The organism is Anaerococcus sp. Marseille-P9784 (assembly GCF_902500265.1).
In the GTDB taxonomy this organism is placed as follows: Bacteria; Bacillota; Clostridia; order Tissierellales; family Peptoniphilaceae; genus Anaerococcus.
This window is the reverse complement of sequence record NZ_CABVOZ010000004.1, coordinates 39,225-60,808: the sequence shown is the minus strand read 5'-3', so window position 1 is coordinate 60,808 and position 21,584 is coordinate 39,225. Positions and strand designations below refer to the sequence as shown.

The 21,584-nt window shown below is 32.5% G+C and carries 26 protein-coding genes; 2 read left to right on the top strand and 24 right to left on the bottom strand.

The genetic code is table 11. The features are described from left to right. Positions 1 to 118 precede the first annotated feature (118 nt). The 14 genes from GAN53_RS09605 to srtB all read right to left on the bottom strand — a co-directional run bounded on the left by GAN53_RS09605 (position 119) and on the right by srtB (position 13,402). Positions 119 to 598: a hypothetical protein gene (locus GAN53_RS09605; protein WP_151410830.1), complete on the bottom strand. Its 480-nt coding sequence runs from the start codon at positions 596 to 598 to the stop codon at positions 119 to 121. A 147-nt stretch (positions 599 to 745) separates the two neighbouring features. Beyond that, positions 746 to 1,033 carry a type II toxin-antitoxin system YafQ family toxin gene (locus GAN53_RS09600; RefSeq protein WP_099321243.1) on the bottom strand — a complete coding sequence of 96 codons (288 nt, stop codon included), beginning with the start codon at positions 1,031 to 1,033 and terminating at the stop codon, positions 746 to 748. 2 nt (positions 1,034 to 1,035) lie between these two features. Next, positions 1,036 to 1,290: a type II toxin-antitoxin system RelB/DinJ family antitoxin gene (locus GAN53_RS09595; protein WP_099321244.1), complete on the bottom strand. Its 255-nt coding sequence runs from the start codon at positions 1,288 to 1,290 to the stop codon at positions 1,036 to 1,038. A 652-nt stretch (positions 1,291 to 1,942) separates the two neighbouring features. Then, a complete protein-coding gene (locus tag GAN53_RS09590; protein ID WP_151410829.1) occupies positions 1,943 to 2,938 on the bottom strand; it encodes an NAD-dependent epimerase/dehydratase family protein in 996 nt (331 codons plus the stop codon). Between the two features lie 11 nt (positions 2,939 to 2,949). After that, entirely contained in the window at positions 2,950 to 3,546 is a 597-nt protein-coding gene (locus GAN53_RS09585; RefSeq protein WP_151410828.1) for a DJ-1 family glyoxalase III, read from the bottom strand. A 49-nt stretch (positions 3,547 to 3,595) separates the two neighbouring features. Continuing rightward, positions 3,596 to 4,498: a class C sortase gene (locus tag GAN53_RS09580; protein WP_151410827.1), complete on the bottom strand. Its 903-nt coding sequence runs from the start codon at positions 4,496 to 4,498 to the stop codon at positions 3,596 to 3,598. Next, on the bottom strand, positions 4,467 to 5,348 hold the full coding sequence (locus GAN53_RS09575) for a class C sortase (protein ID WP_151410826.1): 882 nt from the start codon (positions 5,346 to 5,348) through the stop codon (positions 4,467 to 4,469). The genes GAN53_RS09580 and GAN53_RS09575 overlap by 32 nt, the downstream gene beginning before the upstream one ends. After that, a complete protein-coding gene (locus GAN53_RS09570) occupies positions 5,332 to 6,369 on the bottom strand; it encodes a class C sortase (RefSeq protein WP_151410825.1) in 1,038 nt (345 codons plus the stop codon). The genes GAN53_RS09575 and GAN53_RS09570 overlap by 17 nt, the downstream gene beginning before the upstream one ends. 208 nt (positions 6,370 to 6,577) lie before the next feature. Further along, positions 6,578 to 8,695: a SpaA isopeptide-forming pilin-related protein gene (locus GAN53_RS09565; RefSeq protein WP_151410824.1), complete on the bottom strand. Its 2,118-nt coding sequence runs from the start codon at positions 8,693 to 8,695 to the stop codon at positions 6,578 to 6,580. Between the two features lie 166 nt (positions 8,696 to 8,861). After that, positions 8,862 to 9,377 carry a hypothetical protein gene (locus GAN53_RS09560; RefSeq protein WP_151410823.1) on the bottom strand — a complete coding sequence of 172 codons (516 nt, stop codon included), beginning with the start codon at positions 9,375 to 9,377 and terminating at the stop codon, positions 8,862 to 8,864. A gap of 81 nt (positions 9,378 to 9,458) precedes the next feature. Next, entirely contained in the window at positions 9,459 to 10,265 is an 807-nt protein-coding gene (locus tag GAN53_RS09555) for an alpha/beta hydrolase family protein (RefSeq protein ID WP_151410822.1), read from the bottom strand. A gap of 3 nt (positions 10,266 to 10,268) precedes the next feature. Further along, positions 10,269 to 11,645 (bottom strand): NAD(P)/FAD-dependent oxidoreductase, encoded by a 1,377-nt coding sequence (locus tag GAN53_RS09550; protein ID WP_151410821.1) that lies wholly within the window; start codon positions 11,643 to 11,645, stop codon positions 10,269 to 10,271. A 47-nt stretch (positions 11,646 to 11,692) separates the two neighbouring features. After that, complete coding sequence (locus tag GAN53_RS09545; RefSeq protein ID WP_151410820.1) at positions 11,693 to 12,595, bottom strand: DNA-3-methyladenine glycosylase family protein; 903 nt, start codon at positions 12,593 to 12,595, stop codon at positions 11,693 to 11,695. Further along, positions 12,596 to 13,402: a class B sortase gene (srtB, locus tag GAN53_RS09540; protein WP_151410819.1), complete on the bottom strand. Its 807-nt coding sequence runs from the start codon at positions 13,400 to 13,402 to the stop codon at positions 12,596 to 12,598. It abuts the gene before it with no gap. A 110-nt stretch (positions 13,403 to 13,512) separates the two neighbouring features. Between srtB and GAN53_RS09535 the strand changes: the two genes are divergently transcribed. Together GAN53_RS09535 and GAN53_RS09530 are read left to right on the top strand one after the other, a co-directional pair. Then, the gene (locus GAN53_RS09535) at positions 13,513 to 13,752 is read left to right on the top strand and encodes a glutaredoxin family protein (protein ID WP_151410818.1); all 240 of its coding nucleotides are present in this window, start codon (positions 13,513 to 13,515) and stop codon (positions 13,750 to 13,752) included. Positions 13,753 to 13,774: 22 nt separating this feature from the next. Beyond that, entirely contained in the window at positions 13,775 to 14,593 is an 819-nt protein-coding gene (locus GAN53_RS09530) for an HAD family hydrolase (protein WP_151410817.1), read from the top strand. A 49-nt stretch (positions 14,594 to 14,642) separates the two neighbouring features. On the opposite strand, the gene GAN53_RS09525 is transcribed toward GAN53_RS09530, so the two are convergent. From GAN53_RS09525 to GAN53_RS09480, 10 genes are all read right to left on the bottom strand, one after another. Beyond that, entirely contained in the window at positions 14,643 to 14,918 is a 276-nt protein-coding gene (locus GAN53_RS09525) for a hypothetical protein (RefSeq protein ID WP_151410816.1), read from the bottom strand. A gap of 175 nt (positions 14,919 to 15,093) precedes the next feature. Beyond that, the gene (locus tag GAN53_RS09520) at positions 15,094 to 15,600 is read right to left on the bottom strand and encodes a ferritin (RefSeq protein ID WP_099321259.1); all 507 of its coding nucleotides are present in this window, start codon (positions 15,598 to 15,600) and stop codon (positions 15,094 to 15,096) included. Continuing rightward, on the bottom strand, positions 15,593 to 15,904 hold the full coding sequence (locus GAN53_RS09515; protein ID WP_151410815.1) for a hypothetical protein: 312 nt from the start codon (positions 15,902 to 15,904) through the stop codon (positions 15,593 to 15,595). Before GAN53_RS09515 ends, GAN53_RS09520 begins: the two co-directional genes overlap by 8 nt. Before the next feature lie 61 nt (positions 15,905 to 15,965). Continuing rightward, complete coding sequence (locus GAN53_RS09510; RefSeq protein WP_151410814.1) at positions 15,966 to 16,616, bottom strand: epoxyqueuosine reductase QueH; 651 nt, start codon at positions 16,614 to 16,616, stop codon at positions 15,966 to 15,968. Positions 16,617 to 16,685: 69 nt separating this feature from the next. Further along, positions 16,686 to 17,078, bottom strand: a complete 393-nt coding sequence (gene rpsI / locus GAN53_RS09505; protein ID WP_151410813.1) for a 30S ribosomal protein S9 — start codon at positions 17,076 to 17,078, stop codon at positions 16,686 to 16,688. Between the two features lie 10 nt (positions 17,079 to 17,088). Beyond that, on the bottom strand, positions 17,089 to 17,529 hold the full coding sequence (gene rplM, locus GAN53_RS09500; RefSeq protein WP_151410812.1) for a 50S ribosomal protein L13: 441 nt from the start codon (positions 17,527 to 17,529) through the stop codon (positions 17,089 to 17,091). Between the two features lie 187 nt (positions 17,530 to 17,716). Next, positions 17,717 to 18,511 carry an ABC transporter permease gene (locus GAN53_RS09495; RefSeq protein WP_151410811.1) on the bottom strand — a complete coding sequence of 265 codons (795 nt, stop codon included), beginning with the start codon at positions 18,509 to 18,511 and terminating at the stop codon, positions 17,717 to 17,719. Then, complete coding sequence (locus GAN53_RS09490; protein ID WP_151410810.1) at positions 18,508 to 19,332, bottom strand: ABC transporter permease; 825 nt, start codon at positions 19,330 to 19,332, stop codon at positions 18,508 to 18,510. Before GAN53_RS09490 ends, GAN53_RS09495 begins: the two co-directional genes overlap by 4 nt. Further along, complete coding sequence (locus tag GAN53_RS09485; RefSeq protein WP_151410809.1) at positions 19,316 to 20,380, bottom strand: ABC transporter ATP-binding protein; 1,065 nt, start codon at positions 20,378 to 20,380, stop codon at positions 19,316 to 19,318. The genes GAN53_RS09490 and GAN53_RS09485 overlap by 17 nt, the downstream gene beginning before the upstream one ends. A 9-nt stretch (positions 20,381 to 20,389) precedes the next feature. Beyond that, positions 20,390 to 21,421, bottom strand: coding sequence for an ABC transporter substrate-binding protein (locus GAN53_RS09480; RefSeq protein WP_225791869.1), 1,032 nt, complete (start codon positions 21,419 to 21,421; stop codon positions 20,390 to 20,392). Between the last annotated feature and the right edge of the window lie 163 nt (positions 21,422 to 21,584).

Genomic DNA, 21,584 nt, shown 5'->3' with positions numbered 1-21,584 from the left:
CAAGGGTAAGGGGGTTTGGGGGAAGGGACGTAGGGGTCTCCGTAACCCCTCGTCCCTACGCCCCAAAAACGGAGGCGAGAAATAAAAAGAATATTATAACTTAAGACATTAAAAATAACTAACTTATTACATTTCCATTCAAAAACCTTATGGTATTATTTTCTTCTTGTTGAATTTTTAGGATTTCTCTTAGTAGCATGATCATGGCGTTGTTTTTGTTTTGGATTAGACTTTCTTGTTTGTTTAGGGTTGCTATCATTTCACCTGTTTTTAGGATTATGTAATTATCTTTTATTTCTCTTACAAATGTGACGTTTACAAAACCACGTGATTGCTTGTCGTAGGTTGTTTGCCTAAATTTGAAGGCGAAAAATACTTGATTTGAATCGATTGTGTAGGGAATATTTCTTTTTATTTGGGTTAGTTTGGTAAATTTCTTATCCATTTCTTTTTTGCTTTTGCCTTTTTGCTTGTAGAGTTTTTCAAGCATGAGAGTTGGTGTATTGTAGTCGATGTAGGAGTCATTTTGAGTATAGACACGAGAGCAAATGCCAACTCCTTTTACTTCTTCGGGCAAAATTGCAATTATCAAAGCCATAAAGCCTCCTTTCTTATGATAATAATTTTATTTCAGTTTAGGACTTTATAAGTCTTTCTTAGACATTAAATGTATCATAAAAAAGAGGTTTTGTAAATTTGGTGGGATTGCTTTATGGTTAGAATCTAGTAAATTTTTTTATTATAATCAGTTTAATCCAAGATCATCGTGAGATCCTATCCTTGTAAGTGTTAATGCAAGTTTTTCCTCATCAATTTTATAAATTATTAAAATGTTTTTTTCCAGATGTAATTCTCTATAACCTTTCCAATTTTCAAATAAAGCATGGTCTTTAAATTTTGTTTTTAATATTTTTTTGTCATCATTTGCCAATAATTCAACGACTTCATAAAACAAGCTAAAATCGTAGTGTTTTTTCTTGTAATTTTTAATATCTTTTTCACATCTTTTTGTGATTTCAATTGAATATTTCATATTTATAATTTTTCAATATATGATTTTAGTTCTTCTAGGTCTTTGAATTTTATTGTATCATTATTTTCTGCTTCAAATCTTGCTTGTTCGTTTGGGTTGTTTAGTGAAGGAGTAAAGGGAATTTCTCTATCTCTAACTACTTGTGCTAAGTACATTCTAATTGCCGTACTCATATCAATTTCTAGTGAATCAAGGACTTTTTGTGCCTGATCTTTTAAATTTTTGTCTATATTAATATTTAGTTTAGTATTGGTCATATTATCCTCCTATTATTAGTATGATATGATGATTATTAGAAATTTCAAGTGAAAAAAGAGATGTTTCGACTACAGGAATCTTCGATTCCCTCCGCTCAACATGCCAGATGGGAGAAGTAACGCTCAACAAGCCAAGTGGTTTTAGATTTAAAAAACATTCGAAAATTGAAATAAATAAAATTATAAATTGCTGAATTTCAATCATAACATATTTTAAAGAATGAGAACTTCTACTCATTGCTCCTGCAAGGTAGGGGTAACAGGGTAGGGAGAGTGGTTCCGTAACCCCGTCCCCCCAAGAACGGAGGCAATTTTTTATAAAAAACGAAAACATAAAAGAAATAAGATAACTAAATAATCTACAAACAAAAATTATTTATATGTTTTTTCTTAATTTTTTAAACTCAATCTTAAAGCCGCCCTCCAAGGACGGAGGCGAGAAAGTAAAAGTTTCAAAAAACATAAGACATAAATCACATATAATAAAACTACTATTATAAAAAATATTATTCCCAAGAGATGTTTCGACTACGTGAATCTTCGATTCCCTCCGCTCAACATGCCAGGGGGGGGGTGGGAAAGGCACTCAATTTTCCAAAGATAATAAGTTTTTGGGCATTTTAAAAGAGATATTTTTCAATATCTCTTTTTTCTAGTTATTTGCAAAGTGTATGGTTTCTTTTATTACTTGGTCTAGGTCTTCTTCTTTTACTCTTAGGTCTTTGTAGGCTGTTTGGCTGTCCATTTTTAGTTCTTTACAGTTTGCTCTTAGCATATTTATTTGGCGGATGCCATGTTCTACGCCCTCGCTGTCTGTTAGTTTTTCATCTTCTCTGTAGGCTTCTTCTAGGTCATCAAAGCTCATTACTTGAAGTTTAGTTATATCTTCTTGTCCTAATTCTTCTATGATTTTTTGGTAGAAGTCCTTGTGGGAAATGTACCCTGTTGCTAGTGGATAGGTTTTTTTGTCCTTTCCATTTTCTAGGGCAGATATTGCTGCTTGACCTACTTGCTTTGCTGTTACTATTGACATTCCACCATTTGTTACTGGCATAAATTCCATATCTTTGATCATTTCTACATACATTTTGCAAGCTGGAGTTTTGCCTTCCATGTAGCCAAATATATAAGGAAGTCTTAGTATTGATACCTTCATTGAGCCATCGCCTTCATAGATTGCAATTTCTTCTTGCATGAGTCTTGTTTGTACGTAGGCTTCTTTGTGGTAGTTATATTTTCTTAGTTCGAAGTCATTTTCTGCAAATTCTGATGTGTAAGAGCCAAATAATACAAAGTTCTTAACTCCTGCTAATTTTGCAAGTCTTGCAAATCTTTGGGTCGGTAAGACGTTTTTCTCGTAGAAAAATTTGCCTGCTGGCTTTTGTGGGACAACTCTTTCGTCTACTCCACCAGCGTAGATAAAGCTATCGCAATCTTTTAGAATTTCGATTATTTCTTGATCTGATTTGCTAAATATGTTGTTTATTATAAATTCTACTTTGTCTTCTTCTTTAAATTTCAAATTTTCTGGCAAATCTACTATATCTACAGTTTTGACTTGGTAGCCTCTGTTTACTGCTTCTTTGATGGTGTGATAGCCTAGAAAACCTGCTCCACCTAGGATAAAAATTTTGTTGATTTTTTCCATTTTTTTCTCCTTTAGCTTATATAGTCATAGCTGATTTTGTAATAGGAATCTATTGCCTCTTGTTGGGTACCTTTGAAAATCTCTTTTAGTTGTTCTTTGCCTTTTAGAATTTCTATTAGTCTAAAAGCTAGGTAATTTGTAAGGGCTGCCCCTCTACTTGTTGTGATATTGCCATCTGTTACGACGATTTGATCGTCAATATATTGTCCAATATTATCCAAATCATCTTTGATTGTTGGAAATGATGTAACTTTTTTATTTGCTAAAATTCCAGCCTTGTTTAGGACTATTGGCCCTGCACAAATTGCAGCTATTGTTTTATTTTCTCTATCAAATTCTTTGATTATTTCTATTACTTTTTGGCAATCTCTAAGATTTTCTGCTCCCTTTGTGCCTCCTGGTATGTAAAGGCCCTGGTAGGAAGAAGTTTCTAAATCTTCTAATTTTTTATCAGCTTCTATAATAACATTTGACTTACTTGTTACTTTTAAACTACCTTTTATGCTTACAGTGTCTACTTCTATGCCTGCTCTTTTTAGGTAGTCGATTACTGTTAGTGCTTCGACATCTTCAAATCCGTCAGCTAAAAATACCAAAAATTTCTTCATAAATCTTCCTTTCTATTTAGCTTCAATTTACTTTATATTTACCCAATATTTAGTGTTTTTTGTATGAGATTGTGTTTCTTATCCTATTAATAAATCTAATTAGTATTAGGATAAATAAAATTATTGCTATTATTGCAAGTATTAGGGTTATAATTCTTGTTGTTGAAACTGTTTGATCTATTTTTTCATTTTCATTTTGACTAATTGGCAATTCTTTGGCTGGGAGTGTGAATTCTTCTGCAATTTCTTTTGTTTCTTCATCTCTGATGCAATTTACCAAAAGCCTATTTGGTCTAGGTGGCAAAAATGGACTACAGGTTAGTAGGGTTAGCATATCTTCATCTTCCCTAGGCTTTAGCTTGTTCCAATCGTAAGGACCTATGACTTCTTTGTCGAAAACTACATAGCGCATGGTTCTATCTGCTCTTTGTACATAAACATAGTCGCCTGCTTCTAGTTGGTCTAGGTATAAAAATATGGTATCTCCCCAATATCCTCTGTGGCCCGCTATAACTGATCTGGTGTTTTTGCCACCAATTGGAATTGATGTGCCATCAACTTGAGCAACGCCAATTGCCAAATGGTGATTGCTTGCATCTAAATAAATTGGCAAATTTTTATCAAGTTTTGGGATTAGCAAGTAGGCAAATGGAGTGTCGGTGTTTTTGAAATCTACGTAATTTGTTTGGTATTCATCGGCTGTAAAAGGATCTATTACCGACAAATCAGAATTTCTTACTATCTCGTTGTATTTTTCTGCATTTTCATTTTCTTCGTTTATTTGATCAGCTGGTCTTTGTTTTTCTTTTTCTAAAAATTCTTGATCAGCCTTAAAAGCCTTGTAATCATTTATAGATCTTCTTGTCAAAGGAATACTAACAAATAGTAGGCCTATAAGAATTAGCAAATATCCTATTGTGCTAGTTTTTGATAGAATTAATTTCTTCTTCAATGATTTCTACCTCCTTTGAAATTTTTCTGGTTTTCTTGCTTTCTCTAATTACTATGACTAGCAAAAATCCTATCAAAGGCAGCATAATCAAAAATAATTGGAAAAAGTCTGGTTTAAGTCTTGGTGTATTTGCTATGCCATCATCTATGGCTTGTTGATAATCTATCCTATGACCTCTTACCAATAGCCTGTGGGAATTGATCATATAAGGTGTACAAGTAAGTAAAGTTGCATAATCGTGACCTTCTACTACCAAAACTGGATCAAAGTTTGAGGGTTCTACAACTTGAATTTTGTCGATTTTGTAGGCAAGAGTTTTTTCTATATTGTGAATATAAAAAATATCTCCCTCTCTAAGGTCATCAAGATTTCTAAATAATTTGGCATTTGGCAATCCTCTGTGGGCGGTGATTACAGCGTGAGTTGAAACTCCACCAATCGGTAAGCTTGTTCCCTCCAAGTGGCCTGCACCTTTTTCCAAAACTTCGTCAGTTGTTCCAGCATAAATTGGTAAATCTTGTCTGATTTTTGGAATTTCCACATGGCCTAGCATCTCATTTACTTCAAGCATTCTTGCATATTCAACTCTTCCTGCTTTTTCTTCTTCAGTAAAAGGATCTGCAAGTCTTGATGGGTCTAGGGTGTGGTTGTAGGCTCTTGCCAAGCCTATACGTCTTTTGATATCTTCTTTGTCAATTTCGTCAGTTTTTTTGACAAATTCTATAACCTCGTTATTTGCTTCTATCTCATAATATTTTTGACTTATCATTGGATAAGAGAATATTCCAAGCCCTAAAAGAAACACTAGAATGAAGGGCAAGTTTCTCTTGAAATTATCTAGCCTTTTCATCGTCATTTCCTTTATCGTTTATAATCGGAAAATCATTATCATTAGTATTTCCCATTTGCTCAAAAATATCTGCTTTTCTTCTGTTTATCCTAAAAGAATTTCCTTTTAACAAATTTTTGATATTGTCTTGTTCTTTTCTAACTTCTTCAAGCCTTTTGTAATAGTCTTTATTTTCGCGTCTTAATCTTAAAAGTCTAAAGATTAGTAAGAATATCAATAATAAAGCAACGAAGAATAATATTCTAAATATCCAGTTGGTCTTGTTGGTCTTGATCAATTCTTCATCAACTGCCGCAACATAAGGAACTCTATGTCCTCTTACTATAAGCCTGTGAGTGTTAATCATTATTGGCGTACAAGTAAGAAGTGTTACATAATCATGGCCTGGTGCAACCATCAAATCTTTGAAGTTACTTGGATCAATAACTTTTATCTGATCAACTTGATAGGCCAAAACTCCCTCGATATTATGTACATAAAATTTATCGCCTATTTCAAGCTCGTTTAGGTGGGTAAAAAGTGTCGCTTCAGGAAGTCCAGAATGGGCTGTCAAAACTGCGTGCGTTGAGTTTCCTCCAACTGGCAAACTTGTTCCCTCTAGGTGGCCAACGCCTTTTTGCAAAATATCTTCGCTTGTACCTGCATAGATTGGCAAATCTTGGTTGATTCTTGGAACTTCCACGTGGCCAATCATTTCCTCTACTTCAAGCATACGGGCGTATTCTTTCCTGCCCTCTTCTCTTTTTTTCTTGGTGTAAGGATCATCAGCTATGGCGCCTGTTAGCGAATCGTTGTAAGCTCGAGCCAAATCAATTCTTCTTTTGATATCTTCAGAATCCAAATTATCCGTTCCAGTCTTAAAAGTTGTGACCTGTTCATTTGATTCGATTCGATAATACATACGGTTTATCAAAGGATAAAGCATTACTAGAAGTCCAAAGAGAAAGACAAATCGCCATAACCACTTGGATTTTTTGTTATTTTTATTAGATTTTCCTTTTTTATTTTTCTTAAAAGACATATTAATCTCATTTTCATTAAAAAAAGGTGCTTGCCTAAGTTCTTGCCAAGATATTGGTAATGAACTTTTGGCTCACACTTTTAATAGTTATAAATATATTATTTTGCTAATAAGATGGGAGAATAGGTGAAAATCCCTACTCTCCTTTTCTTGATATTTAAAATTTTATCTATAGCTAAAGTAATTTTTTTGTACAAAATTTTTAATTTTATGCCATAATTCTTTGAGCTTTTTCAGATTTTCTTACTAGGAATGTTCCAGCAAAAATCATAATCATTCCGATGGCCATAAAGATTACTATTCTGATATCTCCAGTTTTTACAAGTGGTCCTCTAGGGATTGATGGAGTGTCAGTTGGCACGTAATATGTTTTATTAGGTACATTTGGTTTTGTTGTTTTGACAACTGGTGGAACTATTTGTCTAGTTGATTTTTTATTTTCAATCATTATTGCTGCTTGTTGATAGCTTGTTGATGTAACTAAAAAATCAATCGGCTTTGTATCTAAGATATAACCTTCTGGAGCAGCTGTTTCACGAAGTCTATATTTACCAAATGGCAAATCTCTAACTTCAAACTCACCATTTTCTCCACTTTTTAATGTTACTCTTTCTTTTTTTTCATCCTTTGTTATTTCATAAGGACTTTCTTTGCCATCTTTGTCTAATACATAAAGAGCAAATATTGCATTTTTCAATCTATTTTTATCTTTGCTGTTATCAACTTTTACAAATCTATAGCCACCTGTATTTTCTTTTGGTGGATTTTTAGGATTTTCTGGAGTATTTTCTACTATTACTTCTGTTGTTTCCCTATTTAATCTATCTGAAGTTTTTCCATTATTTTCAGCTAAATTATAGCCTTTTTGTACTATATTTTCTTTAAAATAATATTGGCCTTCAGGAAGATTATTTACATAAATCTTGCCTTCTTTGTTGGTGTATAATTGGGATTCTTTGGCATCTTTTTCGTATTTGTAAGATCCATTTTCTCCATTTACTAAAACCAACTCGTCTTTTTTGCCATCAGCAGCTTTTCTAAATAGTTGGAAACCAACCTTATCTATTGGTTTTTTGCTTATGCTATCGATTTTTCTTAAAAGAATATTTAATTTGTCTTTGGAGTTTTTAACTGTTACTGTGTCATTTAGTTTAACTAAAAAATCTTCATCGGTTCTAGGCAAATATCCATCTAGGCTCTTTACTTCCTTAAAGACATAGCTAGCATCTTTTGGCAATTCTGGCAAGTTTTTGATTATGATTTTGCCATTTTCGTCAGTTTTGTAATCATAGCTAACATTAGCATCAGCATTTGTAACTTTGCCATCTTTTAATTCGCTTAAAATTATTTTGCCATCTTTGATTCCAACTTTTTGGCTAAGTTTGTCGCCTACTTTTGTATAAAGATTAAAGATGACTCCGGAAAGACTTTTATCGCTATCATCAATTTTGTGAAGACCAATGAAATTTTCTTCCTTAGAGTTTATTACAGTTTGCAAATAAGCTTCTCTGTAATTGTAAGTAAATTCTTCTTTGTCTTTATCTTTTTCAGAAAGTTTGTAAGGATCTATAGTTTGAGTTTCTCTAAAGTGATATTTGCCCAAAGGAAGATTAATTATTTCAATTAAACCAGCTTTGTCTGTGACAAGCTCAATATTACCTTTTTCTGGATCGTATTGGTATTTGTCTGAGCTATCTTTGGTGAATTTAAGAGCTTCGCCTTTTTCATCTATCAAATTAAATTTAACGCCTTCAAGGCTTATTTCTTTGCCGTCTTTGTCTTTTTCGGCTGCAATTTTGTGAAGTTTTAGAGATTTTGGCTCGTCTAATTTGTCTTCTATCGTTGCAATTTCGCTGACTTCATGATCTGCATACCAAGCTATGGTTATTGCCCTATATTGGTGAGCATTAGAAGATTCTTCTGTTTCTTTGATTATGTAAGTTCCAGTTGGAATGCCTCTTAATTTTACAAGATCATAATCCTTGCCATCTTTTTTTACTATCTCAGATTCTTCTGAAAGTTCTCCCTCTCCTAAATTTTCCTTTTCTTTGATATCCTTAAAAGATAATTTGTCAAACTTCTTGTAAGCTTCGATAAGTTCTTGGTCAGATAATCTCTTGTCAGATATTTTTATATATCTAAACTGACGAGGCTTTGAGCTTTCTTTGTTATTTTCTCCTTTTCTAGGGATCCATATATCAAGGTTACCAAAAGTATTGCTAGCTGCTTTTTCTTCTGCAAAGGATTTTGGCAAGTTAATAAAACCTAAGATCATAAATAGACTTAGAAAAAGAGTAAAGATTTTTAATTTACTTCTCTTTAGCATAATAACTCCTAACACAAAAATATTTTATGAATAAAGTATAGATAATTAGTTATACGTTTTCACTTATATTATATCTTAAAATCATAAATGACACAATAAAAAACGGGCATTTTTTTAGCTTTCTTAGCATAAAATGACTAAATATAAAAGATTTGTGAAATTTAGCTTAAATGTTTGTAATTTTATTAACTATTCCTACTATTCCAATACTTAGACAAACTCCAAGACCCAATCTCTTGTAAGGAAATTTGCCTTCGTTTTTCTTGTTTTTGTAGTAAGTTTTTATAGTAACAGCCTGTAAAATTTTTCCACATCTAGGATTTGTCTTTATATTGTATTTGCCAACTATCATAGGAGTTTTTGAATAGTTAATGCTAGTAAGTTCATAGTCAGGATTTGTCTTTTTTTGGTATTTTTTTAGTTTTTCATCTTGGTAAGATTGCTTAGGCTTTTGTTCTTTTTCTATAATTTCTTCAAAATCTTTTCCATCGGATAATTTTTCTTTAGAAATTTCCTTATCTTTGGCTTTGATGGATTTTTCTTTTGTAAAAATTTCTTTAAGTCTTTCTTTTATTTGCGAGATGTCGCTTGTATTATAATTTTTATTGCCAAAACCAAAAGATTTGAATAATTCTTCTCCTCTTTTTATTTTTATGGTTGAGTTTTTTTTATTATCAGTCAAAACATCCTCCTTGATTTTATTATTTTATTTATACCCAAAGAAGGGATTTTTGATAAAAAAAGACCACTTTGGATGGTCTGTTTAGTTATTTTCAAAAAATTCATACATTTTTTCAAATATTATCTGCCTATGATCATAGTTGGTAAAGGAATGGTCGGCTCCTTCTATTTGCTCATAATTAGCATTTGGATAGGCTTCTTTTAGTTTGATATTTGCATCGTTAAATACCAATTCATCTTTTGTTCCTCTAAGGATTAGAACATTGCCTTCGTATTTACTTGCTTTGGCATAGATATTTATAGGTAAAAATTCCAACCAAAACTTTACAGAAAGTTTTTCTCCACCTATGTCCATCTCTTTATGTTCTTTAATTAATTTGATAATTGATGCATTACTTGTGTCTTTGTCTATATCAAATACACTTGCTTTCATCACTTCTAAGAAATCAAGGTTGTTCATATCGCTTGCTGGGGCAAGAAGAGCCACAGCTTTGGGATTTACTTCAGAAGCTATAAGAGTTGCTATTACTCCACCAAGTGAATGGCCGATTAGATAAATTCTCTCATTATCGACATAAGCTCGCGTTTTAGTAAAGTTATAGATCATAATCGCTTCTTCTTTTTCGCGATTTACCGTCATATCGTAAAATTCTCCGTCTGATTCGTTTGTGCCAGAAAAATCAAATCTTACAACTACATAGCCTTTGGAAGTTAATTGTTTGGCATTTTGGATTCTCATCCAGGTTCTGCCATCTCTATTTCCCCCAAAACCATGATACATGATAACTGTGGGATATTTTTTGTCGGTATCAAAATCATCTGGAGTATTTACAACTCCTCTTAGGATAATTCCATCTTTTTTGCTAATTTGCTTATAATAATATTTCATTTTTTACCTATCTGTTAAAATTCTTGCCATTTCTACACCTGAGGCAGATGCTTGGGAAAGTGAATGTGTTACCCCCGAACCATCTCCTAGGCAAAATAGTCCTGGCATAGTCGTTTCAAATTTGCTATCTACATCTACTAGAGAGTTGTAAAATTTAACTTCTATTCCGTATAATAGCGTATCTTCATTTGCTGTTCCTGGAGCAATTTTATCTAGTTGATAAATCATTTCTATAATATCATCTAGCTGTCTTTTTGGCATTACTAAAGATAAATCTCCGGCAGTAGCATTTAGGGTTGGCTTTGTAAAAGATTTTGCCATACGTCTTTTTGATGATCTGCGTCCTTTTACCAAATCGCCAAATCTCTGCATCAAAACTCCTCCACCAAGCATATTGGAAAGTCTTGCTATTGATTCTCCATATTCGTTGGAATCTTCAAATGGTTCAGTAAATCTGTTGGTTACCAGCAAAGCAAAGTTGGTGTTTTGACTTTTTAGAGAATCATCTGTGTAAGAATGACCATTTACTGTTAATATTCCATTGGTATTTTCTGTTACGACTTGGCCATAAGGATTCATACAAAATGTCCTAACAATATCATTGTATTGCTTGGTCCTATACATTATTTTTGCTTCGTAAACGTCATCAGTAATGTGTTTGAAAATTTCAGCTGGAAGCTCTATTCTTAAGCCAATATCCACACGATTTTTCTTGGTGTTTACTCCAAATTTTTCACAAATTTCAGAAATCCACTTAGAACCAGAGCGTCCTGATGCAAGGACCAAATTTTTACAAGTATAAGTTTTATTATCATCAGTTATAAGCTTATAAATTCCATCATCGTATGAAACATCCACAACTTTTGTCATGAATTTAAAATCAATGTCATCTTTGATATAATCATAAATTCTTTGCAAAATCACCTTATTTCTTTCAGTTCCAAAGTGGCGAACTTTGGCTTCCAAAAGATGTAGATCGTGTCTTAGACATTTGGTTTTTAGATCGTTTTTATCAGTTGAATATAGGGTAAGATCATCTCCACCATCAAATTTCATCAAGACAGAATCCACATATTCCATAAGCTCCATAGCCTTATCTTCGCCAATATATTGGTGTAAGTCTCCACCAAAATTTGTGGTGATATTGTATTTGCCATCAGATAAGGTTCCTGCTCCGCCAAATCCATACATAATGTTGCAAGGCTTACAGCCTATGCAGTGGTCGACTTTGCCTTCTGTTATTGGACAAGTCCTATTTGAAACAGCTCTTCCTTCATCTATAACTAGTATTTTCTTGTCAGTATTTAATTTTTTAAATTCATAAGCCATAAAAGCTCCGGCAGCGCCAGCTCCAATGGCTATTACATCATAATCAAACATAATTCCTCTCTTTGTTTTGTTTAAGCCACAAAAAATGGTAAGCTTTTCTACTTACCAATTTTCTCTTCTCTCCCATAATAAAATAAATATTGTTGGGCATAGCCAGCATTTTTGCCAAAAAATTTCCTTCCATAATCATCTACCAGTTTTTTGTCAACTTCATAACCTATAAATAATGTTTCCATAACTCTTTTTATCCAAACATCGACAGGAAAAGTTTCTCTTCTGTGGTAGGCAAAAAGCAAAATGCAATCAGCAACCTTTGGCCCTATGCCTGGCATTGCCATCAATTTTTTCTTTAATTCTTCTGTTGATAAGGCCATGTCAGATTCAAAATCCAGATAGCCATCAGCTATCATTTGACTAGCCTTTACTATTCTCTCATCCCTAAAGCCAACTCTTGCAAATTCTCTAAGCTCTTTGGGATCTACTTTTGCTAGAGTCCTAGGATCTGGAAAAGAATAGTAGGATTTTTCTTTGTAATTGCCCAAAAAAGACCCATAACGTTCGCTAATTATTCTCACCGAATTTTTGATTCTTGGAATTTGGTTGTTGGCTGAAATTATAAAAGAGATCACCGTTTCAAAAAGCTCTTGGTTAAGTATTCTTATTCCATAGCCATAATCTTTGGCAAGATTTAGGGTTTGGTTTGTGGATAATTGCTCTTTTATTTGCCTATAATCAACTCCTAGGTCAAAGTAATCGTAGAAAACATCGTAAAAATCATCTAAGCTTACATTTTTTATCAAAATTCCATCAGTCGTATTTTTTAGATTTATAATCTTATCTAGGAAAACTGCAGTATATGAGCCATCTTCTTCTTTGGTGAAATTAAAGCATTGACCACATTCAAAGATATGCTCTGGGTTAAAGCTATCGTGATTTAATAAGAGATTTCCATCTTCTTCTTTTATATCGAGTTTTTCTTTTACTTTGTTTTGATATCTCATCTATTTTACTCTTACAGCGTGAATTGCTAATCTTTGATCCTTGTAATCGTATTGGCAAGTTGAAAGAGTAATTATCTTATCATCTGCTTTAAATGTTGGACTATCAAGTAAAACTTCGGAGTTGCTTCTTAATTTGTTAAAAAATGGGACTACATCATCTCTATCAGTAAAATAAAGTGTCCTATATTGATAGTCGGCTGGTATACCATAGGCAGAGAAAATCTTATATTCTCTAAGCTCTGTAAGGGTTGCCAAATAAATTGTTTGGTGTTTTTCTGCAAATTCTTGTTTTCTATATTGGTCTAGTGGAGTAAACATTGATTTTATTTCAAGATGATGACCGTAAATAACAGTATTATCATCGTTAAAATCAGGCTTGTTGTTCATATCAATAAAAATTGAACCAGCTATATCATATTCTCCATTTAGGCCGCGATTTAGATAGTAGTCATTGTCAATTCCTTGGACAATTGGATAAGAAACTCCAACATCTGGAATATCGATAAAAGCAACAATATCATCATTGTTGTATTTTTCTTTAAGAACTGAAATGATTTTTTGATAATGCTCCTTCTTTTTTTGAAACTCTTCTTCAGGACTTAGTGGCTTAGAATCTGGTTTTTTGTCAGCATCATTTGTGGTATTGTTTGTACTATCTTTTTCTACTTCTTTTACAACCTCTTCTATGGCCTTGTTATTTTGTAAATTTGTTCTATAATCAAGTAATCTTTTGCCTAATATTGCAAGGCAAGCTAATATTATAATGATTAGTATAAACCTAATCACGCTCATTATTTTTGATTTCATTTTACCGCCTTTAAAAAATTAGTTACTATTAGTATAATATACCATAATGAGTTAATTATGAAAATAACAAATTAGTTTATTTGTAAAAAAAGAAAAGTTAGGAGAGAAATATGAAAGATTATATACTATATGTAGGTACGATTTGTCCTTTTTGCAAAAAAGTTGAAAATTTCTTAGATGAAGAAAATATTGAATTAAAAATAGTAAATATAGAAAAAGATCGCGATGCGATGATGAAATTAATAGAAGAAGGTGGCAAAAGACAAGTTCCATGCCTATATCACGACGGAGAATATTTATACGAATCAGACGATATTATAGAATTTTTAAAAGCAAATAAAGAAATTTAAAACTATTAGCAAAGGTCATTTTATGATTAAAATTATTACATCTGACATAGATGAAACCTTAGTTGATAATAATAAAAAAGTTCCCCAAAGAAATATTGATAATATAAAAAAAGCCAAAGAAATGGGTCTTATAGTGATGCTTGCAACCGGTCGTGGTCCTTACGAACTACACGATATCCCAAAAGAAGCTGGCGTTATAGATAAAGATAGATTTATAATTTGCTGCAATGGTGCAGTAATTGTAAGAGCAGATGACAGAAAAATTGTCGATTCTCAAACTTTAGACTTTAAATATGTAAAAAAAATATTTGATTTTTGCAATGAGAAAAAATTAGAATTTTTTATATACACAATGGATAAGAAATATGGGATAAATCTTGATTTTAAAGAAAAGATCAAATCCTATACCAATGATTCATCTGTCGTTGAAATCAAAGATTCTAATATCGATTTTCTAAAAGATGAATTAATACTTAAAGCCCTAATCAAAAATACCGATATGGCTTATCTAAACAGTCTAGAGATAGATATAGCAGAAATTACCGATTATTCTCTTGAAATAGCATATTCTTCTGATATGTTCATGGAAATAAATGCCAAGGGAGTTGATAAGGGCATTGCCCTAAAAAAAGTTTGTGATTATTACGGAATTGACATAAGCGAAGCACTTGCAATTGGCGATAATTACAACGATGTTGCCATGCTAGAAACTGCAGGAATTGGAGTAGCTGTTAGAAATGCCCACCTTCAAGTAAAAGAAAGGGCAGATTATGTGACAGAAGCCACCAATGAAGAGGGCGCAGTTGGGGAAGCTATAGAAAAATTTGTATTAAATAAATAAAAAATAAATCTTGCAAATCCACTAATAATTTAGTAATTTGCAAGATTTTTTAATTGTACCAAAATTTTTCTTTGCCTGTAAGCTTGTTATAGATAAAATATCCCGCTCCTCCAACTAATAAAAAAGGTAATAGTTGAACTATTAAGCCTATACCAAGACCTATAACTATTATTGGGATAAGTACGATAGCACCAATTATCAAAATAGGTAAAAAGATCGCTCCGCCAATTAATTTAAAGATTATGCTAAATAGACCTACTAGTAATTTTATTAAAAAAACAAAAAATACTATTGCCATTGCAGCTGTTAATAATGATATAAGCATAAACTCCTCCTAAAATTGATATCTCTTTCAAATATCTTGATATTATTATACCATAAATTTAAGATTTGCAAACAAATTTAAAATATTTTATATTTTTGCTTTAATATTCTTTTAAATTTATAAGACCACCATTTAAAAAAATGGTGGCCTTATGATGAGAAAGAGTTGACTATAATTATTGAATTTGTGGCTCTACTGCTGGTCCTCTTTGACCTAATTCTTGATCTAGCATATAGATATGATGCCAATCATCACCTATTCTTTCAAGTCTAGTAATTATTTTTGAGAAGTTTTCTTCTTCTTCAACTTGTTCGTCAATATACCATTGAATAAAAGAGAAAACTCTTGGATCTTCATCTTTTGCTGCATTTGAAATATTGATAATTCTTTTTGTAACTTCTTTTTCGTGAGCTAGAGCAGTTTTCATAACATCAAGAACATCCTTGTAATCTCCCTTTGGTGCTGCAATAGCTGTGTAGTGAGGTTTATATCCACAAGATTGTAGGAATTTTCTCATTCCTTCACCATGAAATACTTCTTCGTCAACTTGTGTATCTAGCCAACTTGTAAAACCATCTAGGTCAAGATCATCTGTAAAAGCACTCATAGCCTTGTAGATATATGCTGATTCGAATTCAAAATTCATTTGTTCATTTAGTAAATCTAATACTTTTTCACTCATTTTCTTCTCCTTGTTCCATTTGTAAAAAATTATCGTAAAGTACATAAACACCAAAAAATGGTAGTTTATTAGCAAGCAAAATACTTGTAATCTTTGGAATATTGTCCAAAAGAATTTGGATAGTAAAAGAATCATTTTTTAAAATGAATAAATCTTTACATAGTAAATCCTCATCTTTAATCAAAGTATAGGCTTTTTTTATCCCTTCTCTTGAAAAATCACTGCCCAAATTAAAAGTTACTGGGTAGGATTCTAAAGAATTGGGATGGTATTTAATTTTTTTAATTAAAGATACATCTTCCATACTATCACCTTCATCTTTTGCTATTATACAGATACCCATTATTAAAGAAAAAACACACAAATTATTTTTTTGTGTGCAAATTTTCTTTATTTGTATTTAATTCCTTCATTTCTTTATAGGAAAATATACAGCCACAGTAAGATTGCCTATAAAGCTTGTATTTTTTTGAAAGCTCTATTGACATTTTGTAGCCATTTTTCTTTTTAAAATCTGAATATAAATATTTGACCCCATAAATTTTTTCCAAATCTTTGCCTATTTCATTTAAGTAAGTGGAATTTTTGTAGGGAGATATGGATAAGGTGGTTGAAAAATAGTCATAAGAATTTTCTTTGGCGTAAATGCAAGTTTTTTCAAGCCTAAGTTTATAGCACTGATAGCAAGCAAGTCCTCCCTCTTTTAAATCTTTCCTTAACTTTGCAATCTCAGAAAAATCTCTAATATCATTATTAGGTACGATAATTTCACCTGAAAAATCCATAGAGTCCTTGAGAGTCCTTACTTGGTCAATTCTCTTATCAAGCTCGTTTGCTGGATAGATCATAGGATTATAATAGTATAAATCTATATCAAAATCATCCTTAATCCTAGCCAAAACTGCGCTAGAGCAAGGTCCGCAACAAACTTGTAGCAAAAGCTTTGGTCTTAAGCTCTTCTTTCTATTTTCGTTAATAATTTTTTCCATTTCAAGGTTGTAATTAATTTTGTTCATAAAATGACTATACCTTTAATAATTTCAAATAAAAAAAGCACATACAAATGTATGCGCTCGTTGTTTTTCTTATCTCTTTGAGAATTGTGAAGATTTTCTTGCCTTTTTTTGACCTGCTTTGTATCTTTCTTTTTTACGTGGGTCACGGGTAAGAAATCCTGCTCTTTTTAGAGCTTGTCTATAATCAGGATTTACATCAAGTAATGCTCTTGCTATTGCATGTCTGATTGCTCCTGCTTGTCCGGTAAATCCTCCACCATTTACATTAACTTTGATGTCAAAGCTATGTTCATTTTCTGTAAGTGTTAGTGGTGATTTTACAAGGATTTTAAGTGTTTCATAATCAAAGTAGTTTTCTAAATCTCTACCATTTACAACAATATTTCCGCTGCCTGGTTTCATTGTAACTCTAGCAACAGAAGATTTTCTACGTCCGGTTGATTGAATAATTGTATCTGCCATTTAAATCTCCTTACTTTAATTCCAATTTTTCAGGCATTTGAGCTTCATGTTTGTGGTCAGGGCCTACTACAACTCTAAGTTTTTTAGCCATTTGGCGACCTAATCTGTTGTGTGGAAGCATACCTACTACAGCATGTTCTACTATTCTTTCTGGGTGTTTAGCCATCATATCTTTGAAAGTTGTGATTTTTAATCCACCTGTATAGCCTGAATATCTCTTGTATTCTTTTTGTTCGGTTTTGTTACCTGTAAGTTTAACTTTTTCAGCATTTACAATAATTACATAATCTCCAGTATCGATGTTTGGAGTAAATGTAGCTTTGTGTTTACCCCTTAATATTGCTGCAACTTGGCTTGCTAGACGACCTAGAACCATGCCTTCTGCATCAACAACATACCATTTTCTTTCGATAGCTGGTGCGCTTGGGGTGTAAGTTTTTTGATACTTCATCAATGTTCCTCCTATAAAATTTTTGCCTATCACATTTAGACACCGCTTCTGATAGGTGGCGGCTGTACTCGTCCTGACATTTATTTTTAAAATCGCTTACAGGAAGCGCGATTTAATCAAAAAGTTTCATAAAAGAAACTTAATAATCGACTAATTTATATTACTATATATTACTCTTATTGTCAAGTTATTGTGGCATAAATGTGTTTGTTTCACCCTTGCCAAAGATTGCTTTTCTATTTGACAAGAACAAAAATACAAAGACTGCTACAAAAATTATTGTTGATAGGGCATTTATCGATGGATTTATTCCACGTCTTGCCATTGAGTAAATGGTCATAGAAAGATTGCTTACCCCGTTGCCACTTGTAAAATATGATATGGCAAAATCATCTATTGATAGGGTAAATGATATCAAAGCTCCCGAAAATATGGCATTTTTTATGTTGGGTAAAACAACTTTTCTAATGGCATAAGATGGAGTTGCCCCAAGATCAAGAGCTGCTTCCACTATGTTTTTATCCATCGTTTCTACAGCTGGAAGCACTGATAAAACAACATAAGGTATGCAAAACATAATGTGGGATAAAATCATTGTCGTATAGCCTAATTCCATTTTCAAAAATCCGTATAGGCCCATTAGCGAAATGGCCGTTATGATATCTGGATTTAGGACTGGCAGATAGTTTATATTTAAAATTACCGATCTTTTTCTTCCTCTAAGCTCAGAAATTCCAATTGCTGAGACAGTTCCGATGGCTGTTGCTATTATTGTTGAAACAACTCCAACTATTAGAGTTGTCCTTACTGCTGCTATTATTTCTGGATTTTGAAATAATTCCACATACCAATTTGTCGTAAAACCAACCCATTTTCCCCTTAGTTTGCTATCGTTAAAGGAAAAAACCATCATAACGACAATCGGCGCATAAAGAAAGATAAATATTAAAGCTGTATAGATTTTTGATAAAGCTTTTCTCATATTATATCTCCTTGTAATTCTCTACCGAATTTTCTTTGAATACCAAGAGCGATAAATAGTATCAAAATTAAAATTATCGCCGTTGCAGATCCAAAGCCCCAATTGCCTGTAAAGGTAAATTGTTGGTCGATCAAGTTTCCAATCATGTAAACTTTTTGTCCGCCCAAAAGATTTGAAATTACAAATGTTGAGATAGCTGGTATAAAGACCATAATTATCCCCGTATAAACTCCCGGCAAGGACAAAGGAAAGATTACTTTTTTAAAGATTTCTTTTTTGTTTGCTCCAAGATCAAGAGCCGCTTCTATTAAATTCGAGTCAACTTTTTTTAGGGCATTATAAATCTGTATCACCATAAAAGGCAAAAATTCGTAAACCATGCCGACAATTACAGCTGTTAGGGTATACATCATATTTAAAGGCCCTAGGTTAAAAATCGCCAAAAATCTATTGAGCATACCGTTTCTACCAAGAAGGCTTATCCAGCCGTAGGTTCTTAGCAAAAGATTTATCCACATTGGCATAATAAAAATAAAGAGGAAAATCTGTGCGGTTTTTTCGTCTTTTTTTGAAATTATATAGGCTATTGGATAAGCCAATAAAAGACAAATTACTGTTGTTAGTATTGCAATTAGAATACTTATAGCAAACATCTTTAGGTAAAGCGGGCTAAAAAATCTGCTATAATTATCCAAAGAAAAGCTAAAGTTTTCAAAAGCTATGGATCCTGAGCCGTTAAAAGAATATAGGAAAATCAATATCAAGGGTAGGATTATAAATACAAAAGCCCAAGCTAGATACATTTTAGTGTATTTCTTCATTTGCTTCTCCTAAAGTTTTTCTAGTTTTATTTTCCATAACGTGAATGGCATCAGGCTCTATATCAACGCCAACATTACTTCCTATTTCTATATATTCCGGATGGTAAACGTGAATAGAAAAATTATCTCCAGCAACTGTAATATCGTAATAATTTCCCTTAAACATGGTATTTGTTACCTTGCCTTTAAGTTTGGCATCATCTGTTATATAAAGATATTCTGGTCTAAGCATTAGGTCGACTTCTTTACCTGGAAGAACCTTATCCACACAGCTAAAATTTATGCCCAGGAAATTTACAAGTCTATTTGCTACCATTTTGCCCGGGAAAATATTAGAATCTCCCAAGAAATTTGCCACGAAAGCATTTACTGGTTCTTCATAAATATGTTGAGGAGTTCCAAATTGCTCAATAATTCCCTTATTCATTACGGCAATTTTATCTGACATGGAAAGGGCTTCTTCTTGATCGTGAGTTACATAGATAAAGGTAATCCCAACTTCTTTTTGAATATTTTTAAGCTCAAATTGCATTCTTTTTCTAAGTTTTAGATCTAATGCTCCAAGAGGTTCGTCAAATAAGATGATTTCTGGTTCATTAACCAAAGCACGAGCTATGGCAACTCTTTGTTTTTGTCCACCAGAAAGACGAGCAATTGCTCTTTGGTCGTAATTTTCCAAATCGACAAGAGCCAAAGACTCCTTAACTTTCTTTTTTATTATTTCTTCTTTTACTTTTTTTATCCTAAGACCAAAAGCCACATTATCGTAAACATTTAGGTGAGGAAAAAGTGCGTAATTTTGAAAAACTGTGTTTATATTTCTTTCGTTTGGAGGAATTTGTGATATTTCCTTACCATCAAAAATTAGCTCTCCCTCATCCGGGTTTTCAAAGCCCGCAATTATTCTAAGAGTTGTAGTTTTGCCACAGCCTGATGGTCCGATTAGGGTTAAGAACTCGCCTTTTATTACATCTAGGTCAATGTTTTTTAGTATTTGCTTGCCTTCATAAAATTTGCTAACATTTCTTAAATTTAATACTTGATCCATAAAATCTCCTTAGTATGATGCTAATACCTTAACCCAGGCATTGTTGTAAACTTCCATATAATCCTCTAAATCCTTAAACATTTCTATTTTTGGAAGCGTTTTTTCATCTGGATAGGCTTCGTTGGAATTTTTGATATAATCTGGTAACATTTCCCTTACTCCCTTAAGTGGAGAGGTAAAGCCTTCCATCCACTCGGCATTGGCTGCAGAAATTTTTGGATCTGTAAAGTAATTTATAAATATTTCTGCGTTTTTTTTATTTTGGGCTTTTTTGGGGATAGCAAGGCTATCTACCTGTCGATTGCCACCTTCTTTTGGTATGACATATTTAAGATTAGGATTTTCCTTGCTCATAAGCAAGGCATCGCCAGAATACATTACTGTCATTGCCGCATCGCCTTGAATTATTACATCGCGTGCCTCATCTGTAAGATAAGCATAAACTAGAGGTTTTTGCTTGATTAATTCTTCAGTTGCTTGGTTAATTTCTTTCATATCTGTGGTATTTATGGAATAACCTAATTTTTGCAAGGCAACAGACATTGAAAGTCGAGGAAGATCATACATAATAATCTTGCCCTTATATTTTGGATCCCACAAGTCAGCCCAAGAATCTATGGGCTTATCGACCATATCCTTGTTATAAACTATGCCAAAAGATGAAGTGAAATACGGGACTGTGTATTTGCCTTCTGGGTCAAAGGGTAGGTTTTTGTATTGGTCCATAATATATTTGGCATTTGGTACATTTGAAAAATCAATCGGCGCTAGCATATCATATTTTAAAAGCTTTTCTACCATATAATCCATTGGGACTACAACATCGTAATTGTTGGCAGATTGTGTTAATTTTACAAACATTTCTTCATCTGATTGAAAAGTTTGATATATAACTTCAATACCAGTATCTTTTTCAAATTGTTTTATCAAATCCATATCCATGTACTCGCCAGCGTTGAAAACAACTACTTGCTCTCTATTTTTGCCAGTGCAGGATGTGAGAAATAAAAGCAAAAAAATCATATATATTTTTTTCATCATAAGCTCCCCCCCTTTTTAATTTAAAATCTAAAAAAAGACAAAAAAAGTCCTTGCACATTATTTTGAACAAGGATTTTATGGTCATATCTACTTACTCATTGTTTAAATCCTATAGATATGAATTTATTATTCGGATTTGGCAATTTGCCCCCTGTGGTTGTGA

Coding starts and splice junctions, on each gene's coding strand:
- GAN53_RS09605 (WP_151410830.1), bottom strand. CDS start 598: ATGGCTTTGATAATTGCAATTTTGCCCGAAGAAGTAAAAGGAGTTGGC.
- GAN53_RS09600 (WP_099321243.1), bottom strand. CDS start 1,033: ATGAAATATTCAATTGAAATCACAAAAAGATGTGAAAAAGATATTAAA.
- GAN53_RS09595 (WP_099321244.1), bottom strand. CDS start 1,290: ATGACCAATACTAAACTAAATATTAATATAGACAAAAATTTAAAAGAT.
- GAN53_RS09590 (WP_151410829.1), bottom strand. CDS start 2,938: ATGGAAAAAATCAACAAAATTTTTATCCTAGGTGGAGCAGGTTTTCTA.
- GAN53_RS09585 (WP_151410828.1), bottom strand. CDS start 3,546: ATGAAGAAATTTTTGGTATTTTTAGCTGACGGATTTGAAGATGTCGAA.
- GAN53_RS09575 (WP_151410826.1), bottom strand. CDS start 5,348: ATGAAAAGGCTAGATAATTTCAAGAGAAACTTGCCCTTCATTCTAGTG.
- GAN53_RS09570 (WP_151410825.1), bottom strand. CDS start 6,369: ATGTCTTTTAAGAAAAATAAAAAAGGAAAATCTAATAAAAATAACAAA.
- GAN53_RS09565 (WP_151410824.1), bottom strand. CDS start 8,695: ATGCTAAAGAGAAGTAAATTAAAAATCTTTACTCTTTTTCTAAGTCTA.
- GAN53_RS09555 (WP_151410822.1), bottom strand. CDS start 10,265: ATGAAATATTATTATAAGCAAATTAGCAAAAAAGATGGAATTATCCTA.
- GAN53_RS09550 (WP_151410821.1), bottom strand. CDS start 11,645: ATGTTTGATTATGATGTAATAGCCATTGGAGCTGGCGCTGCCGGAGCT.
- GAN53_RS09545 (WP_151410820.1), bottom strand. CDS start 12,595: ATGAGATATCAAAACAAAGTAAAAGAAAAACTCGATATAAAAGAAGAA.
- srtB (WP_151410819.1), bottom strand. CDS start 13,402: ATGAAATCAAAAATAATGAGCGTGATTAGGTTTATACTAATCATTATA.
- GAN53_RS09535 (WP_151410818.1), top strand. CDS start 13,513: ATGAAAGATTATATACTATATGTAGGTACGATTTGTCCTTTTTGCAAA.
- GAN53_RS09530 (WP_151410817.1), top strand. CDS start 13,775: ATGATTAAAATTATTACATCTGACATAGATGAAACCTTAGTTGATAAT.
- GAN53_RS09525 (WP_151410816.1), bottom strand. CDS start 14,918: ATGCTTATATCATTATTAACAGCTGCAATGGCAATAGTATTTTTTGTT.
- GAN53_RS09520 (WP_099321259.1), bottom strand. CDS start 15,600: ATGAGTGAAAAAGTATTAGATTTACTAAATGAACAAATGAATTTTGAA.
- GAN53_RS09515 (WP_151410815.1), bottom strand. CDS start 15,904: ATGGAAGATGTATCTTTAATTAAAAAAATTAAATACCATCCCAATTCT.
- GAN53_RS09510 (WP_151410814.1), bottom strand. CDS start 16,616: ATGAACAAAATTAATTACAACCTTGAAATGGAAAAAATTATTAACGAA.
- rpsI (WP_151410813.1), bottom strand. CDS start 17,078: ATGGCAGATACAATTATTCAATCAACCGGACGTAGAAAATCTTCTGTT.
- rplM (WP_151410812.1), bottom strand. CDS start 17,529: ATGAAGTATCAAAAAACTTACACCCCAAGCGCACCAGCTATCGAAAGA.
- GAN53_RS09495 (WP_151410811.1), bottom strand. CDS start 18,511: ATGAGAAAAGCTTTATCAAAAATCTATACAGCTTTAATATTTATCTTT.
- GAN53_RS09490 (WP_151410810.1), bottom strand. CDS start 19,332: ATGAAGAAATACACTAAAATGTATCTAGCTTGGGCTTTTGTATTTATA.
- GAN53_RS09485 (WP_151410809.1), bottom strand. CDS start 20,380: ATGGATCAAGTATTAAATTTAAGAAATGTTAGCAAATTTTATGAAGGC.
- GAN53_RS09480 (WP_225791869.1), bottom strand. CDS start 21,421: ATGATGAAAAAAATATATATGATTTTTTTGCTTTTATTTCTCACATCC.